Source organism: Streptomyces sp. NPDC029674 (assembly GCF_044903205.1).
Taxonomy (GTDB): Bacteria; Actinomycetota; Actinomycetes; order Streptomycetales; family Streptomycetaceae; genus Streptomyces.
The window spans coordinates 27,256-41,898 of the sequence record NZ_JBJDPY010000017.1 but is presented as its reverse complement, the minus strand read 5'-3'; the positions used below and the strand labels follow the sequence as shown (position 1 = coordinate 41,898).

Sequence of the window (14,643 nt, the reverse complement as noted above, 5' to 3'; positions counted from 1 at the left end):
TCCGAGAAGAGACCGAGCCGCTGCGCCTGTGCACCCAGGGCGACTCTCCCCCTGGCTTCAAGGATCGACATCAGCTCCTGAACCTTGCGTTGAACAGTTCGATGGCCCATGCCTAACTGTCTCGCCACCGCAGCGTCATCCAGGCCCCTTCGAAGCAGGGCGAGAATCTGCATACCAGTAGCGTCAATGACCGGAACCGTGCTCACTACTCCACCCCCAGTGGACACTGCTGATCCGATAAGCTCCGCAATGATATGTGAGATGGATTCTCTGCAACAGATGCAGAACTTTCGCCAAGCTCTCGAAACGGGGCATCCAGGGTGGCGTAAATGCGCCATACGGCCACAAGGGGTGCCATGCTCTCGAAAAGGTTGCGTCGTTGGTTTCTTCGGCAATTTCACTCAGTGAAATTGGCTCGGCGTACCATCCGGGGGCCCTAGAAGCCAGCCGCACGTGAGTCCTTGAGACGTGGGGGCAGGTAAACCGGCCGAAGCAACCACTTACTGACCTGCAAAGCGTGATGTCGTCATGATGGTTGGCGTCGAAGGCCAGTGCCGGTGAGGCAGCCATCGAGGACGTCGTGGCGGTACTGAAGCTGACGTAAGCCGCGCCGGTCGGCAGTGATCAGGTCGTCGGGGTCGGCGAACGCGCGGTTGGCCGTGGTGGTGCGTCGCAGGACGGACCAGATGCCCTCGACCGGGTTGAGGTCGGGTGCGTAGGTGTATTGAGCCGCAGCGTTGTTCACGCAGATGATTGGTGGGTGGCCGCCGAGTGCGGTGTGGCAGCGGTGGTGGTTGTAGGCGTGCAGGAAGTCTGCCAGGGCGTCGGTGCGTTCGGTGTTGCTGGTGTAGCGCCGCAGATAGGCCCACTCGTCGAGCAGGGTGCGGTTGAAGCGTTCGACTTTGCCGTTGGTCTGCGGGCGGTAGGGGCGGGTGAGCTTGCCGGTCGCGCCGAGCTCGGCCAGCGCCTGTCGCCAGGCGAAGCTCTTGCGGTAGGGCCAGGCGTTGTCGGTCAGCACCCGTTCGATGCGGTCGGTGCCCGACGCCGCGAAGAACGCCGCGGCCCGGCGCAGGAAGCCGGCGCAGGTGTCGGCCTTCTCGTCGCCGTGGATTTCGCTGTAGGCCAGGCGGCTGTGGTCGTCGACGGCGGAGTGGACGTAGTCAAAGCCCGCGCCGCTGCGGGTGGCCCGGCCGGCCTGGCGGCCCAGGGCCTTGTGACCGCCGCCCTCGGGGATCCGGCCGAGCTTCTTGACGTCGACATGGACCAGTTCGCCGGGCCGCTCGCGCTCGTAGCGGCGGATGACCTGGCCGGTGGGCCGGTCCAGGAACGCGAGCCGGTTCAGGCCATGGCGGACCAGGATGCGGTGCACCGTCGAGGCGGGAAGGCCCAAGATCGGGCCGATGCGGGCCGGTCCGAGTTTGCGGTCCTGCCGCAGCCGGCAGACGCGGGCCTCCACGGCCGCCGCGGCACGGTGCGGTGTCGTCAAGGGCCGGCTGGAGCGGTCGGCAAGGCCCGCCTCGCCCTCGGATCGCCAGCGCCGGACCCATTTGTGGGCCGTGGCTCGCGAGATGCCCATCTCAGCGGCCACGTGCGCGACGGGATGGCCTGCGCAGACACGTTCGACGAGCAGCCGCCTGCCATGAACGGTCAGCCGGGCATCACGGCGGATGCGTGTGACGACGATGCGGTAGAGGGCGGCGTTGGCCTGTCGGTTGCCCCCGCGGTTGAGTCTCCGGCGCTGGGTCTTTCCGGAAGACTGCTCGACAGGGCTGACGCCGCACAAGGCAGCGAACGATGCTTCACTGGCCAGCCGTTCCGGGTTGTCGCCGGCCAGCGACCAGCAGGGCAGCGGCACTGTCGGGCCCGACACCGGTGATGTCCAGGAGCTGCGGATGGTCGTGACGGACGGCCTTGGTGACCCGGCGGGTGAGTTCCTTCACCTCGGCGGTCAACTGCTGGATGCGCCGGGCCAGTAGCCGGAGCGTGAAGACGGCCGAGTCGCCGGCGTCGGGGAGGTCGGCGCACGCGGCGATCAGGGCCGTGTTGCTCAGCTTGGACAGCGTCTCGCGCAGCGCGGGATCGATGCCGAGCAGCACAGCCTTGAGCTGGTTCTTCGCCTGCGTGCGGGCCTTGACGGCCGATTCCTTTGCCAGCCGCAGTACGCGCATGTCGGCCGCCGGGCCCTCGCCGGTCTTGGGCGTGACGTCAACGCGTCCGGACAGGACCGCGCGGGCGGCGCGGCCTCCGCATCGACGGCATCGGTCTTGCCTCGCTCGCGGCGCATGGCGCGGTCGGGCTGATTGACCTCGACGACCTGGACGTTCTCCCGGCTCAGGAAGCGTGCCAGGGCCGCCCCGTAGGAGCCGGTACATTCCACACCGGCTCGGCGCAGGGCACCGAAAGAGCGTGCCCAGGACAGGAGTTGGCGGTATCCGACAGCGGTGGCCGGGAACTTCTGGTGGGCCAGGAGCACCCCGAGCACGGTGATCACGGCGGCAACGTGTACGTCCTTGTGGGTGTCCACCCCCAGGATCATGTCCTCTGCCGGCGGTTCTTCCGGCTGTGCGGGCAGAGTCGGCTGGGGCATGCTGATGATGGTCACGCGGCTCCTCGATCGGCACGGGGCTGTGGCCGACGTCGAACCGGTGGGCGGTCAGAACTGTGACGGTGCCTTGTGCGGCAAGGCCCCTATCGAGACACGCCCGCCGGTCCGGCGGCACCAGACACCGCCCGGAAGCCATGGCCGACAGATCCTCAACAAGGCAACCTGGTCCAGTTGTCCCGCGGGTCAGACCCTGGCCCCGGGCAGCACCACATGAGTCTCACAGTCGCCCCAGATGAGCACGATCGGACCGCCGAGCTGCTGGTGGGCGGCGTCATCGCGAACCCGACCTCGTCCTCGAACACGAGCCAGGCGCTGAGCGCCGCCATTGTCATTCCACGTGTGGCCAGGTCTCCTTCACCCATCCCGCGACCGCCGACTCGTGTCGCTCGACGGCCCGGCGCCGGGCGGGGACTTGGCAGGACCAGCCATGCCGCTTGAGCAGAGAGGTCACGCCCTGGACGGTGTAGTTCTTGCGGAAGCGGCGTCCGATCAAGGTCCTGATCCGCGACAAGATCCAGGTCGGGTCCGGCCAGCTGTGCGCCACCGGACCTGTGTCCAACTCGCGTTCCAGCACTGTGAACAGCTCATCGCTCAGAACCGGCAGTGTTGATTGGCCCGGTCCAGCCGCAGACTCATTTCCTGGGGCGACGGCGACGAATCGCCTGTCCGAGCTGGGCCTCGGATCCGCAATGCGATGCAGATGAAGCAGTTGTGCTACGCAGTTCGCAGCCGCGCGCCCTTCTGGCGCAAATGCGCCAGAAGCGCCAAACGGCTTCACGGGTTTCTTCGCTGCGCCTACAGTCCAGAGTGCTTCGACCGGTCGCCGGAAAAATCCGCTAATCAACTAGCTATTTCGCTTCCTTGGCTTTCCAGCCGAAGATACGCTCCGTTTCCTCCGTCGGCATCGCATAGACCGCTGGGGGTGGTGTCGGCTTCGTTAACTCATTCAGGACGGGGACTTCCTATGCGCAATATTGCGCTGTCATATCTGGGCGTTGCGACTTCCCTCGCCGCAATTCTTTTCTCGTCGGTTGCAGGCGCAACTGCGTCGCAAGCTGATTCCGGTCCGCTAGATTCCAATCCGACCTCCTATTACTACATAGACCCCCCTCTGCAGGCACAAGCTCAGGTCGACTGGTGGGATTTCGATCCGGACACGCTTGACGATCTGGATGAATTCTTTCTCTACGATACCCTCAGCGACGGCCACGGCGTTTATGCGTCGTTCCGTCACCCGAATGGTCAAACCTATTCGGAAACAAACACTAACGGGGCGGGCGGCAATGGGGTCCACTTGGGTATCCCTAATCTCAAAAACGACACAACAGGAAAACTCAAAATCTGCCTGACGAATAATGGTAGGCCAGTTCCTTCTCTGTGTCAGTCGTGGGATATTACCGAATAACTCCAGGAAGGAAAGATGAGCATGAGAAACCGCATCAAGACTGTCTTCATGGCGGTCGCAGGAATATCCCTGGTTCTAAGCTTTCAGGGTTCCGCATTCGCGGCCGGGGACACCCCCCACGGCGCATGGTTCCAGCCATTGGGCGGCGGTGGAAAAGTTTACTGGAATGACTATTACCACCCTCACATCAGCGAGGATGCAGACAGTTTCACTGTTACCGACACACGTGAAGACGGGCACGGCGTCTTCCTGAGAGTCGACCATCCCAATGGTAATACTTACTTCGACGCATTCAATCATGGCCAAGGAGGCGGCGGCATCGAATTCAAGCCCCCAAACCTCGCAAACGGCCAGAGCGAATGGATCGAAGTCTGTCTAAGTGAACGGAGCAGGCCCATCGAATCAACATGCACAACGTCGATGATCACTGAATAGTCGGAGCGCTGACTGCAGTCTGAGTCACCTTTTCCCGGCCGTCGGCGCTGACCGCGAGTTGAACAGCGCTGTGCAATGACGAAGCTCCTGGTGGACGGATATCAGCCAAGATCATCCTCATGCCAGGGGCTTCGGGGGCTTGTTTACCCGTCCTCGTTTGATCTATCCAGCCGCACTTCCCGGTCCCTGACCGGGCACCTGACAGCTGGCGCACATCAGCCACCTGCTCGCCCCGGCCATCTGCGGTGCGGTGACACCTATGCCCAGCTCACTGCAGGATTCGACATCGGCATCACGACCGGCTACCGCTACATACATCAAGCCGTCGAGGCTCCGGCCGACCTCCGCGCCGTCCCTCCTACCCAGGCGAAAGGCGATCCACACGAAGGCGTTGTCATCCTCGGCGGCCACTGTGCTGCCTATCGACCGCATCCCTGCCGGCACCCCCTGCCGCTCCGGAAAGCAAAAACGCCACAGCATGAACGTCCAGGTCCTCACTGATCCGCCGTCGACCAGCGCGATGAAGGCCCGCCTATCCATGCTGCGGCGCTTGCTTTTGCCCGCGGGGTGGGTGCCCAGACGGTGGCACAGCTGGGTCCAGCAACGGGGCCGCATCGTGATCAGTCCGGCCACCGACAGTCGGCCCGAGCGCAGCCCGCTAACTGTCATGACCGGGGTGCGGCTGCGTCAGCCCCAGGTGTGTCCTTTGGGCCCCAGGGTGAAGCCCACCTCGTCCTCGAAGCAGACATAGCCTCCTCAGGGCCGCCCGGGCTCATTTACCTCGGCCCAGGCCGCCTCCTTCCACGAGGTCACGTCCGTCTCGTCGCGTTCGGCCGCCAGCCGCGCGGGCACCTGCGAGCTGAAGCCGAGCCGGTGAATCAGATTCGTGGCTCCCAAGACGCTGTAGGCAATGTGGAACTTTCTGCCGATCAGTGTGGCCGCTCTGGCGGCGGTCCAGACATGACCCTCCACCCAGCCGTGCGCGGCCCGGCCCTGCTCCAGGTACGGGGCCAGTTTTCCAAGTGGCGCGGGGATGGACGGCATCGCGATCAATTCGGGTCACGGAAGCCAGCACCTGTACACCGCCGTCCCGCCACAACTGATGCCATCGATAGGCCGACTTCGGGCTCACCGCAGGCGTTGCGTCACCTCCGACGGCTTGATCTTCTGCTCGAACAGCTCAGCCGCCTACATCCGTATCGTCTCCCGGCGCCGCCGTCCCGCAGCGGTCAGCCCGCCCGCATCTGCATATGTCACACACCACGGATACATAACGACCTCGTGCATGGTTGTCGGCGGGACGCTGATCGCGGGATTCTGGACCGGTGAGGAATGCTTCGCGTGCGGTGATCGTGGGCAGCCCGCAGATCACCGGGCTGTCAGCGGATGTGATTGCCCAACTCATCGCCGAGCTTGGGCCGTTATGGACTGAGCAGAGGAAGAGGCGACTTCAGGCGCGGCCGCGGCAGCGCGCCCTGGGGGCGGGTGCTCGGTACAGGCTGGTCTTCGTCGACCGGCTGCTGGCCACCCTGGTCCACCTCCGTCATGGTGTCACGCACGACGTGCTGGCCTGCTGGTTTGGCGTCGACCGGTCCACCATCACCCGTGCGATCGGTGAAGTGAGACCGCTGTTGGCAGAGCGAGGCTGCACCGTGGCGTCGGGCATCCGGCTGCGGACAATGGCCGATGTCATCCAGTTCCTCGGCGCAAGTGGACGGACAGCGATCATTGATGCCACTGAGATCCGGTTCCGTCGGCCCATGCCAGGGACCGCCGGACGCGACCGGTACATCTCGGGCAAGAGTAAGCAGAACGCGATGAAGGCCCTCGTCGTGACTGACGCGGAGGGGTGCCTCCTGTTCGCGGGTGCGCTGAGACCGGGCAGTTGCCCGGACATCACCCAAGCCCGCGACGCTGGCTTGGTCCAACTGCTCGCCGCACAACTTGACCTTCAGATTCTTGCTGACGCCGGCTACCAGGGCCTGGGTGCTCAAACTGGCGGCCAGGTCATCACGCCGCCGCACCGCAAGTACAAGAAGAACCCTCCACCGTGGTGGGAGGAGATGTTCACCCAGCGCCGCAAGGCACACTCCTCACGCCGCATCCGCGTCGAGCACGGCATCGCCCACCTCAAGAACTGGCGGGCGCTGGCTCGCCACCACGGCCGTCGCCCACTCCTCGAAGACACCGTGCCAGCGATCGCCGGACTTGTCTCACACCAGCGGGCAACCCATCGTCTGGCAGCTACAACGGGATGAACTCCACCGCCTGCACCATGATCAGCGTCCCGCCGACAACCATGCACGAGGTCGTTAGCCACTGCTCCGGGCCCACCAGGGACTTCAGGGAAGTTCACCCTGACGAGCCGAAGTCAGTAAAGCCTGGTGCGGGCTTGCCGACCAGGGCGCCAGTCATGGCATCCTTCCAGATCGGGCCCGGGACCCGGCCGCCGTAGACCTTTGGGTGGAACCGGTCGCCGATCGGAATGTTCTCCATCTTGATCTTCTGGGAGGCGCTGCCCACCCAGACGGCGCCAGACATGTTCGGCGTATAGCCGACGAACCAGGCGTTCCTACGGGAGTCGGTGGTACCCGTCTTGCCCGCGTTTTCCCGGTCGGTGAGGCCGGCCTGCTGGCCCGTCCCGGAATCGACCACGCCGCGCAGCAGGGTGTTGATGGTGTCCGCGGTCTTCGTCGTCATCGCCTTCGAGCAGGTCGACTTGGGCACCTCAAGGCTCTTTCCCTTCGAGTCCTGGATCGCCGCGATGACTACGGGCGAGCAGTAGGTGCCCCGATTAGCGAAGGTCGCGTAGGCGGACGCCATGGTCAGCGGCGAGATGGAGTCGGAGCCGAGGGTCAGCGGGGAGGGCTGTTCGGTGATCGGTTTGCCGTTGCCTTGCGTCACATGGAGCTTCTTGGTCATATCCAGGACCGGGCACATTCCGATGTCCGCGATCATCTGCACGAAGTAGGTGTTGACCGATTTGGCCATCGCGTCCTTCAGCCTGTACGGGCCGACCTCGGACTCGTCTTCGTTCTCGACGGTGGCTCCGTCAGGGTTCTTGTACGTCGAGTTGCACCCGTGGATCGGGGTCGGGTACGGCATCTTGAAGGGCGCCGGGTATGACTTTTTCGGTGTGAGACCTTCCTCCAGGGCCGCAGCCGCCACGAACGGCTTGAACGTCGACCCCGTGGGGAAGCCGATCGCCCGACCGTACTGCTCGTCGACCGAGTAGTTGATCTCGGTCTCGTCCTTGCCGTAGCCGTACGGCTTTGATTGCCCCATCGCCAGGACCTTGCCGCTGCCCGGCTCGACGATTGTGGCGGCACCGGCCACCAGATCGCCCTTGTACACGTGCTTCTTCAGCGAGGCCTGCACTGCCTCCTGGGCCTGCGGGTCGAGCGTCGTCCGGATCTTCAGGCCGCCGCGGGTCCAGATCTTCGCCCGCTCCTCGCGGGTGTCGCCCAACACCGGGTCGTCGAGGAAGACGTTCTTGACGTAGTCGCAGAAGAACGCGGCGCCCTTTACGGCCGTGATGCAGCCGTTCCTGGGCTTGCTGACGTTGAGGGCGATGGGTTTCGCCTTGGCCTTGCTAGCCTCCTCCTGCGAGATGTCGCGCTCATCGGCCATCCGCTGCAGCACAGTGTTGCGCCGCTTGGTGGCCGCCTGCGGGGCATTAACAGGGTCGTACCGGCTGGGTGACTGCACGATGCCGGCGAGCAGCGCCGCCTCTTCCAGCCTCAGGTCCTTGGCGGACTTGGAGAAGTAGCGCCTGGACGCCGACTCGACGCCGTAGGCCTGCTGTCCGAAGAACGTGATGTTCAGGTAGTTCTCAAGGATCTTCTTCTTGCCTAGTTCCTTTTCGACCTGGATCGCATACTTCAGCTCGCGTATCTTGCGGCCGAGCGTCTGCTGGGTAGCCTCGGCGGCCTTCGTCGTGTCGTTGCCCGCTTCCTCGACGAAGACGTTCTTCACGTACTGCTGGGTCAGCGTGGACGCGCCCTGCGAGACGTTGCCCGACCGCGCGTTCTCATTGAGGGCGCGCAGGATGCCCTTGAGGTCGACCGCGCCGTGTTCGTAGAAGCGTGAGTCCTCGATCGCGACGATCGCCTTCTGCATGTACGGCGAGATATCCTTGATGTCGACCAGCATGCGGTCACGCGAGTAGACCTTCGCAATCTCAGCCCCTTGGGAGTCCAGGATGGTGGTGCGCTGACTCAGCGGCGGGCGCTGGAGGTTTGCCGGTATCTCCTCGAACTCCTCAGCCGACCCCTTGGCGGCCAGGCCGGCTAAGCCCACCACAGGCAACGCGATCCCGGCCAGCACGACGCCGGAGAGCACACTGACACCGATGAACTTTGCGGCCTGCTGAGCAGGAGACGAGCCTCCGTCTGGACTCTTCTTTCTCATGGGTGCACCCTAACTACTGATCTCGGCCCGTCAGGCTGAACTCCCTTGATTACGTCGGTTAGTTGGGGCTCTGGTCCACTTTGTGTGGACTCAGCCGAAACTGCGGCGCCCATGCGGCAGCCCACTCAGTGCTACGCAGGTGAGGCGCCTTCGCCTGAGGCACGTGTCAGCGGGCGAGGACGGCACCACACGAAGTGGCCCAGAACCGCAAATCGTGAACAGAGCCACCACTACGCCGAACTCGAAGGCATCAGCGACGTGCTGGGACAGGCGAAGGGAGTCATCGAGGCCGAAGCCCGCATCTCCTCCGGCGAGACTCTCCAGTGCCTGTTCGCCACCGGAATCGTCGGCGCCCGCGGCGCGGCTGGGCATCACCTTGGAGCGGCTGCTGCGTGAGCCGGCGGTGCTGTCCCGCCGACTTCGAGATCGACGCCGTACGCCGCGCCCTGCAGCGCCACGACGTCATCACCGGCCGGTGCGACGACTCCAGTGCCGAACCGGTACCCGTCGCCGGCGTGCAGCGCGACCTGTGGCTGGCCCGCACAGGCTTCCAGGCAGGGCACTTCGCCCAGCTCGGGGTACAGATCCCCAAGCTGCTCATGGACGCGACCCGGGCCGCCGAACGCCACGAGGGTGACGACCAACTGAGAGCCCATCTTTCAACCCCTGTTGATCTCGCCGGCGCTCAGAGCTACAGCGCCGCGCTGGGACGCGAGCAGTTCTCCACCGTGCTCCTGGGACGGGTCACCACCCGCACCTGGAGCCAGGCCGCCCCGCAGGTCGCCACCGTCCCGAAGACCAGCACCCACCCGGGCCGCTTCCACATCGTGCAGGGCTCTACCGCCCACCCCACGCAGGTCCTGCTCCTGAGCGAGACCGAAGCCGCGGCGTGGGCCGCCCCGCAGACCGAAGAGAGGTGATGCCGAATCGGCCTTATCGGGCCCTGTCCGGGTCTGCCGACACGATCCCCCCACCTGGTAAGCGCCCGGTTCACCGGGCACGGCACAGATAAGGAACACCGCACCATGACGAACACGACCGCGCTCCCGCAGGTGCTGCACTTCACCGACCCCGGCCTGCGCGAGCAATTGGAGGCGCTGCCCGCGTCGACGGCACTCATCGGCATCGGCACCGACGGAACGGCGATCGCCGTCAACGTCGACCACGCGCCGCACATCCTGGTCTGCACCGGCACCGGCGGCGGCAGCACCACCGTGCTGCGCTCCCTGACCGCCCAGTTCCTCCACCAGGGCGCCCACGCCCTGGTCCTCGACCCCAAGCGGATCTCCCACCTGTGGGCGAGGGGCCTGCCCGACCGTCACCCACCGCGGGAGCGTCGCTGGCATCCACGACGCTCTGGTCGGCCTCGGGGAAGAACTGGCGCGCCGCCTCACCCTCACCGACACCGAGCTCGAGGCCGCGCCTCGGCTAATCGTGTCGGTGGACAGCGCCTATCACGCGCTGCGCCAGCTCGCCCGCTACTGGGAGACGTTCCGCGACAAGGACGACCCGCACATGTCCCCGGCCGTCACCGCCCTCGAGGCCGCGCTGTGGACCGGACGCGCCGCCCGCGTCCACGTCATCCTCAACGGCACGCCCGCCCCCAGCATCCTCGGGGCCGCGTCGCACGAGATGTTCGGCACGGTGATCCTGGCCTGGGTCTCCGCCACCACCTGGCAGCGCCTCGCCCCGATCGCCGGCCCCGCGCCGAAGCCGAGCAAGCACGGGGGCCGCGGCCACGTCATCCAGCACGGCGAGGTGCACGAGACGCAGGCGATCTGGATGACCGACGCCGACGTCGTCACCTGGCTCACCGACCCGGACGACACCCAGAGCTGACCGAGCGCCGGACACACCACGGGCCCCGGGGAATCAGCCATGACATCCCCGGGGCCCGACTCTTGGAGTCGCGCTGTCCAACGACGGCGCGACTGCGCCGTTACGTCGCGGCCAGCTCCGGCACTTCGAGTGCGTCGGCCACCCGCCGGGCCATCGCGGCTACCTGCGGCGGCAGGTAGCTGTCCAGCGAGTCGACGTCGTCACACAGCTTCGCCTTCAGCCCGTGCAGGCACGCCTCGGTGAACAGCTTCTGCGGATCGTCCTCGGGGTGCTGTGCCTGCTCGGCCTGACGCTGGCCTCGGTGGTGCCGCATCCGGTTCCCCGGCGCCTGCATCGCCTCGGACGAGAGCGCCTCACCCACCAGGCCAGCCACGTGCGCGCGGTCGTCGTCCTGGGGGCCGGCGGACCGGAGCTCCTGCTGCCCAACCTGAAGGTAGCCCTGCAGCGTGTCGGCGGCCATGCCTGTGCGCTCGCAGTACGCGGCGATCAGCATGGCCACCATGTTCATGGTGTCCGCCGCGTCCGTGGCCCGGTACAGCGTCATCCGCTTCCACGTGTGCGCCTGATCGGGCTCGGTGTACCGCAGTACCTCCTGGCCGCATTGCACGCCTTCGGAGACCAGGTCGTGAATCGCCCGGCGCAGCGGCTCGGGCATCGGGGGGTAGTCCATGGCCGCACGGTAAGGGGGCCGCACCTTCCGACACCGGAGTCGTGGCCCCCGGTCACCCGGACAGCTCAGACTCCGTCCCAGCCGGGGTCGATCGGTGCGGCCTCGCCAGGGGAGGGGGAAGACAAGGGAAGCCCTCGGCGACTTGCTGGCGTACAGCGGGCGCCGAGGGCTTCGTGAGGGTCGCCCGGAGCCGACGGGGGAGGCGGCGCCGGGCGACGATCAAGAGGAGGCCGTGGTGGTCGCCTCCGCAGCAGGAGCGGTGTCGTGGAGGCGGTCCAGCCGCTCGTACAAGGCCCGCAGCGTGCGGGCCCGGTCCCTGACGCGGAGCAGGGTCCGCGAGGGCCGCGCCAGGTAGTCGTCGGCTTGGCCCACGACGAATTCGGCGAACAGCCGGCGGCCGTCGTCCTCGGGCAGCCTGGCGGCGAGCGTGCGGACGTCGTCGGCGACCGCGCGGGTGGCTCCGGCGAGTAGCAGCCCGACTTGTTCGTAGTCGTCGGGCCGCGGCACGTCCGTGTCGGACCAGGCCAGCACTGCACGGACGAGGCGCTCGTGTGTGGTGCGATCGAGCGGCACCTCTGCTTCGATGCGCCCGTCGGGGTCGTACAGCACACTGTGACGGTTGCTCATGGCCTCGGTGTTTCCTGGGGGGTGGGCGTATCGGCGTCCCGCAGGTGGGCGGCGAACCGTGCGGCGTCGACCAGGATGGGCGGCTGGCTGCCGCGCGGGTGGCTGATCCAGTCCGCCGAGATCGTGGTGTCCGCGCACGTGCTGGGGATGAGCAGCTGGTGGCCCTGGGACAGCAGCCGCACGCCGTCGATGTCCTGGAAGAGGTCACCCGGTCCGGCCGGCACCGCGACGTACAGGCGGTCGCGCAGGTGGTCGGCGATGACCCAGTAGCCGCGGCGGGTGCCCGCACCCATAGCGGTGAGTGCGTCCAGTCCGGCCGCCATCGGCTCGACGGAGACCACATCCCAGCCTGAGCCCGAGCCCGCGCCGCACGCCAGCCACTGAGTGCGCATCCTGGCACGCTGCCACCGGAGCTCCTTGTCGGCACTGGCCTTGGCCAGCTCGTGCCAGGTCGGCGCCGGAGGCTTGGCCCTCTTCTTCTTCGCCGTCTGGCCGGCGGCGGGTGTGTTCGCCACGGCGCTCTCCCCTGATCAGTCGTCACGTCACCCTCCACGCAAGCAGCACCGGCCCCGTGGGTGCGACGGGGGACCGATGAAAGAGCGATGTAAGTCCGTCGGAGCCGGGTGAACTGTGGCCAAGACCGGGCAGCAGAACAGCAGGGAGCGGTACGGTCGCCGCACCCGTCCAACGCGGACGCGGAGCCGTCATGGCCGACTCTCCAAAGCCCCTGCCCAACGACCGGCTGCGTGCTGTCCGCGTTCTCGAACTCCAGAAGAGCCGGAGCGAGTTCGCCAAGCGGGTCAACACCCTCGCCCGCGAGATGGGCGAGAACGTCGCCTGCGGCACGCGGCTGGTGGCGGACTGGGAGGACGGGAAGGTCGGCTGTCCCCGCGCGGTGTACCAGCGCATCCTGACCAAGATGACCGGCGGACGGAGCATGGCGGACCTCGGCTTCCGCCTGTCGACCACCACGGTGTCCGTACTGCCCGCCGCCGGACCGTACGGGGCGGAGGAGGACGGTGTGGAGCGACGCTCCTTCCTGAGCGACGGAGCGGGCATCGTCCTGGCGGTCCCGCTCAGCACGGGGCAGACGCCGGGGCGGATCGGCGCGAGCGAGGTACGCGCCGTTAAGGCGGCCGTCTCCACCTTGTATGTCAAGGACCACGACCACGGCTCCGCGCCGCTGCGCCAGGCCGCCTCCGAGGCGCTGCACACTGCCTACCAGTGGCTCCAGTCCGGTACGTACACCAGCCGCACCGAGGCGAAGCTGCGCTCCGCGACGGGTGGCCTGGCGGTTGCCGCCGGGTGGCTCTCCTACGACTCCGGCCGGGCCGGGGACGCCCACTCGCTGTACGGCGAGGCCCTTGCCGCGGCGAGGATCGCAGGCGACCCCGAGCTCGAGGCGCACGCCTTCGGCTGCCCCTCCTTGTTGGCGAAGGCGCAGGGGCGGCCGCGTGAGGCGATCTCCGCCGCGCAGGGCGCCATGGCCGTTGCCAAGAGCCTCGGCTCTGCGCGGCTGCTCTCCCTGTTCCAGATGCGCGAGGCCGGCGGCTGGGCACTGATGGGCGACGCCGCCGCCACCGACCAGGCGATCGTCAAGGCACACACCTTCTACGCCAAAGACCCCTGCGAGGCCGATCCTCCGTGGCTCTCCTTCTACGCCCCCGGCGAGCTCGCGGGTCTTGAATCGCTCGCCCGTGCCGACCTCGGCCAGCACGAACGCGCTGCCGCTGGGGCCGAGCAGGCCGTACTCCTGCACGGCGACCACTTCGCCCGCAATCACGCCCTGTATACGGCCGACGTCGCCATCCAACATGCGGTGAGGGACCGGCCCGAGCCCGAAGCAGCCGCCGAAGCCGCAGGCCGCGTCCTTGTGTTCCTCCCCGAAGTGCGCTCCGACCGCCTGCTGCAGTCCTTGCACAACGTCGCTGGCGCACTCCAGCGCCACGGCCGTGTCCCCGCGGTCGCCGACTGGATCGAGGAGTACCGCACTACCGCTGCCACCGGAGGAGGACGGGCGTGACCAGCACTCGCACCGACGTCGTGATCCGCACCTACGGCCCCGGGCAAGTTCCGCCGCTGCTCGACACGATCGCGGGCCTCTGGGCCGATGCGCACCCCGAACTCGTCGACACGCCAGGCGGTTCCACCGACGGCCTGTCCGCTCCCGCACTGCGCCGCCAGGTCATGGGCCACCTGCGCCACGAGGGCTTCACGCTGGTCACCGCGTACGCGAGCGGGACCATGGTCGGCTTCGGCTACGCCTTCCCGTGCACTCCCGAGTACTGGTACGGCCGCGAACTCTTGCCCGACATTCCGGAGCAGGTGCGCGCGGGCCGCCTCATGGGCCTGTGCGAGCTCGCCGTCACCCCCGCCCGCCAGTCCCAGGGCATCGGCTCCCGTCTCCACGCCGCCCTGCTCAAGGCCATCAACCCCGACTACGCCTCACTCTTGGTCCGGCCGGACAACACCGCTGGTCGCACCCTGTACGACCGCCTCGGTTATACGTACGCGGGCCCCTACCGCAACGAACCCGGCGGCCCCGTCTACGACCTACTCCTCCTCCAGGTCGACCGCGCGGCCGCCGCACAGTGACCGCGATGGGCGGTGGCCTGGCGTGACCACCACCCGCACAAGTACCGGTATGGCACA

At 66.9% G+C, this 14,643-nt stretch carries 14 protein-coding genes and 4 pseudogenes; 7 read left to right on the top strand and 11 right to left on the bottom strand.

Annotated features, from left to right (window positions below):
* Positions 1–526 precede the first annotated feature (526 nt).
* The 6 genes and pseudogenes from ACI2L3_RS32065 to ACI2L3_RS32040 form a co-directional block, all read right to left on the bottom strand.
* Positions 527–718, bottom strand: a pseudogene (locus tag ACI2L3_RS32065) (DDE endonuclease); the annotation flags it as partial.
* A 3-nt stretch (positions 719–721) separates the two neighbouring features.
* Positions 722–1,669, bottom strand: a pseudogene (locus ACI2L3_RS32060) (IS481 family transposase); the annotation flags it as partial.
* Positions 1,670–1,711: 42 nt separating this feature from the next.
* Positions 1,712–1,855, bottom strand: a pseudogene (locus ACI2L3_RS32055) (transposase); the annotation flags it as partial.
* Complete coding sequence (locus ACI2L3_RS32050; protein WP_404755905.1) at positions 1,800–2,096, bottom strand: hypothetical protein; 297 nt, start codon at positions 2,094–2,096, stop codon at positions 1,800–1,802. The gene ACI2L3_RS32050 and the pseudogene ACI2L3_RS32055, both read right to left, overlap by 56 nt.
* Positions 2,048–2,536, bottom strand: coding sequence for a transposase (locus ACI2L3_RS32045; RefSeq protein ID WP_404756020.1), 489 nt, complete (start codon positions 2,534–2,536; stop codon positions 2,048–2,050). The genes ACI2L3_RS32050 and ACI2L3_RS32045 overlap by 49 nt, the downstream gene beginning before the upstream one ends.
* Before the next feature lie 397 nt (positions 2,537–2,933).
* A pseudogene (locus ACI2L3_RS32040) lies at positions 2,934–3,215 on the bottom strand (winged helix-turn-helix domain-containing protein); the annotation flags it as partial.
* 354 nt (positions 3,216–3,569) lie between these two features.
* Between ACI2L3_RS32040 and ACI2L3_RS32035 the strand changes: the two are divergent.
* Together ACI2L3_RS32035 and ACI2L3_RS32030 are read left to right on the top strand one after the other, a co-directional pair.
* Positions 3,570–4,010 carry a hypothetical protein gene (locus ACI2L3_RS32035; protein WP_404755904.1) on the top strand — a complete coding sequence of 147 codons (441 nt, stop codon included), beginning with the start codon at positions 3,570–3,572 and terminating at the stop codon, positions 4,008–4,010.
* A 21-nt stretch (positions 4,011–4,031) separates the two neighbouring features.
* Positions 4,032–4,445 carry a hypothetical protein gene (locus ACI2L3_RS32030; protein ID WP_404755903.1) on the top strand — a complete coding sequence of 138 codons (414 nt, stop codon included), beginning with the start codon at positions 4,032–4,034 and terminating at the stop codon, positions 4,443–4,445.
* Positions 4,446–5,201: 756 nt separating this feature from the next.
* Here the strand turns inward: ACI2L3_RS32030 and ACI2L3_RS32025 are convergent.
* Positions 5,202–5,489 (bottom strand): winged helix-turn-helix domain-containing protein, encoded by a 288-nt coding sequence (locus tag ACI2L3_RS32025; protein WP_404756019.1) that lies wholly within the window; start codon positions 5,487–5,489, stop codon positions 5,202–5,204.
* Between the two features lie 302 nt (positions 5,490–5,791).
* Here ACI2L3_RS32025 and ACI2L3_RS32020 point away from each other — a divergent pair, with 302 nt between their 5' ends.
* Positions 5,792–6,703 (top strand): transposase family protein, encoded by a 912-nt coding sequence (locus ACI2L3_RS32020; RefSeq protein WP_404755902.1) that lies wholly within the window; start codon positions 5,792–5,794, stop codon positions 6,701–6,703.
* 94 nt (positions 6,704–6,797) lie between these two features.
* Here ACI2L3_RS32020 and ACI2L3_RS32015 read toward each other — a convergent pair whose 3' ends face one another.
* Positions 6,798–8,855 (bottom strand): transglycosylase domain-containing protein, encoded by a 2,058-nt coding sequence (locus tag ACI2L3_RS32015; RefSeq protein WP_404755901.1) that lies wholly within the window; start codon positions 8,853–8,855, stop codon positions 6,798–6,800.
* Positions 8,856–9,247: 392 nt separating this feature from the next.
* Between ACI2L3_RS32015 and ACI2L3_RS32010 the strand changes: the two genes are divergently transcribed.
* Together ACI2L3_RS32010 and ACI2L3_RS32005 are read left to right on the top strand one after the other, a co-directional pair.
* Positions 9,248–9,775 carry a hypothetical protein gene (locus tag ACI2L3_RS32010; RefSeq protein WP_404755900.1) on the top strand — a complete coding sequence of 176 codons (528 nt, stop codon included), beginning with the start codon at positions 9,248–9,250 and terminating at the stop codon, positions 9,773–9,775.
* A 520-nt stretch (positions 9,776–10,295) separates the two neighbouring features.
* Positions 10,296–10,694, top strand: a complete 399-nt coding sequence (locus tag ACI2L3_RS32005) for a hypothetical protein (RefSeq protein ID WP_404755899.1) — start codon at positions 10,296–10,298, stop codon at positions 10,692–10,694.
* A gap of 100 nt (positions 10,695–10,794) precedes the next feature.
* Here ACI2L3_RS32005 and ACI2L3_RS32000 read toward each other — a convergent pair whose 3' ends face one another.
* From ACI2L3_RS32000 to ACI2L3_RS31990, 3 genes are all read right to left on the bottom strand, one after another.
* The gene (locus tag ACI2L3_RS32000) at positions 10,795–11,364 is read right to left on the bottom strand and encodes a hypothetical protein (protein WP_404755898.1); all 570 of its coding nucleotides are present in this window, start codon (positions 11,362–11,364) and stop codon (positions 10,795–10,797) included.
* Between the two features lie 219 nt (positions 11,365–11,583).
* Positions 11,584–11,991 carry a restriction endonuclease gene (locus ACI2L3_RS31995; protein WP_404755897.1) on the bottom strand — a complete coding sequence of 136 codons (408 nt, stop codon included), beginning with the start codon at positions 11,989–11,991 and terminating at the stop codon, positions 11,584–11,586.
* Positions 11,988–12,506 carry a hypothetical protein gene (locus ACI2L3_RS31990; RefSeq protein ID WP_404755896.1) on the bottom strand — a complete coding sequence of 173 codons (519 nt, stop codon included), beginning with the start codon at positions 12,504–12,506 and terminating at the stop codon, positions 11,988–11,990. Before ACI2L3_RS31990 ends, ACI2L3_RS31995 begins: the two co-directional genes overlap by 4 nt.
* A 191-nt stretch (positions 12,507–12,697) precedes the next feature.
* On the opposite strand from ACI2L3_RS31990, the gene ACI2L3_RS31985 reads away from it, so the two are divergent.
* Together ACI2L3_RS31985 and ACI2L3_RS31980 are read left to right on the top strand one after the other, a co-directional pair.
* Positions 12,698–14,014 carry a hypothetical protein gene (locus ACI2L3_RS31985; protein ID WP_404755895.1) on the top strand — a complete coding sequence of 439 codons (1,317 nt, stop codon included), beginning with the start codon at positions 12,698–12,700 and terminating at the stop codon, positions 14,012–14,014.
* A complete protein-coding gene (locus ACI2L3_RS31980) occupies positions 14,011–14,586 on the top strand; it encodes a GNAT family N-acetyltransferase (protein ID WP_404755894.1) in 576 nt (191 codons plus the stop codon). The genes ACI2L3_RS31985 and ACI2L3_RS31980 overlap by 4 nt, the downstream gene beginning before the upstream one ends.
* The last annotated feature ends 57 nt before the right edge of the window (positions 14,587–14,643 follow it).

What these genes read in the sequence shown, in the direction of transcription:
- ACI2L3_RS32045 (WP_404756020.1), bottom strand. Translation starts at nt 2,536, where the DNA reads ATGATCCTGGGGGTGGACACCCACAAGGACGTACACGTTGCCGCCGTG.
- ACI2L3_RS31985 (WP_404755895.1), top strand. Translation starts at nt 12,698, where the DNA reads ATGGCCGACTCTCCAAAGCCCCTGCCCAACGACCGGCTGCGTGCTGTC.
- ACI2L3_RS31995 (WP_404755897.1), bottom strand. Translation starts at nt 11,991, where the DNA reads ATGAGCAACCGTCACAGTGTGCTGTACGACCCCGACGGGCGCATCGAA.
- ACI2L3_RS32000 (WP_404755898.1), bottom strand. Translation starts at nt 11,364, where the DNA reads ATGGACTACCCCCCGATGCCCGAGCCGCTGCGCCGGGCGATTCACGAC.
- ACI2L3_RS32030 (WP_404755903.1), top strand. Translation starts at nt 4,032, where the DNA reads ATGAGAAACCGCATCAAGACTGTCTTCATGGCGGTCGCAGGAATATCC.
- ACI2L3_RS32025 (WP_404756019.1), bottom strand. Translation starts at nt 5,489, where the DNA reads ATGCCGTCCATCCCCGCGCCACTTGGAAAACTGGCCCCGTACCTGGAG.
- ACI2L3_RS32035 (WP_404755904.1), top strand. Translation starts at nt 3,570, where the DNA reads ATGCGCAATATTGCGCTGTCATATCTGGGCGTTGCGACTTCCCTCGCC.
- ACI2L3_RS32015 (WP_404755901.1), bottom strand. Translation starts at nt 8,855, where the DNA reads ATGAGAAAGAAGAGTCCAGACGGAGGCTCGTCTCCTGCTCAGCAGGCC.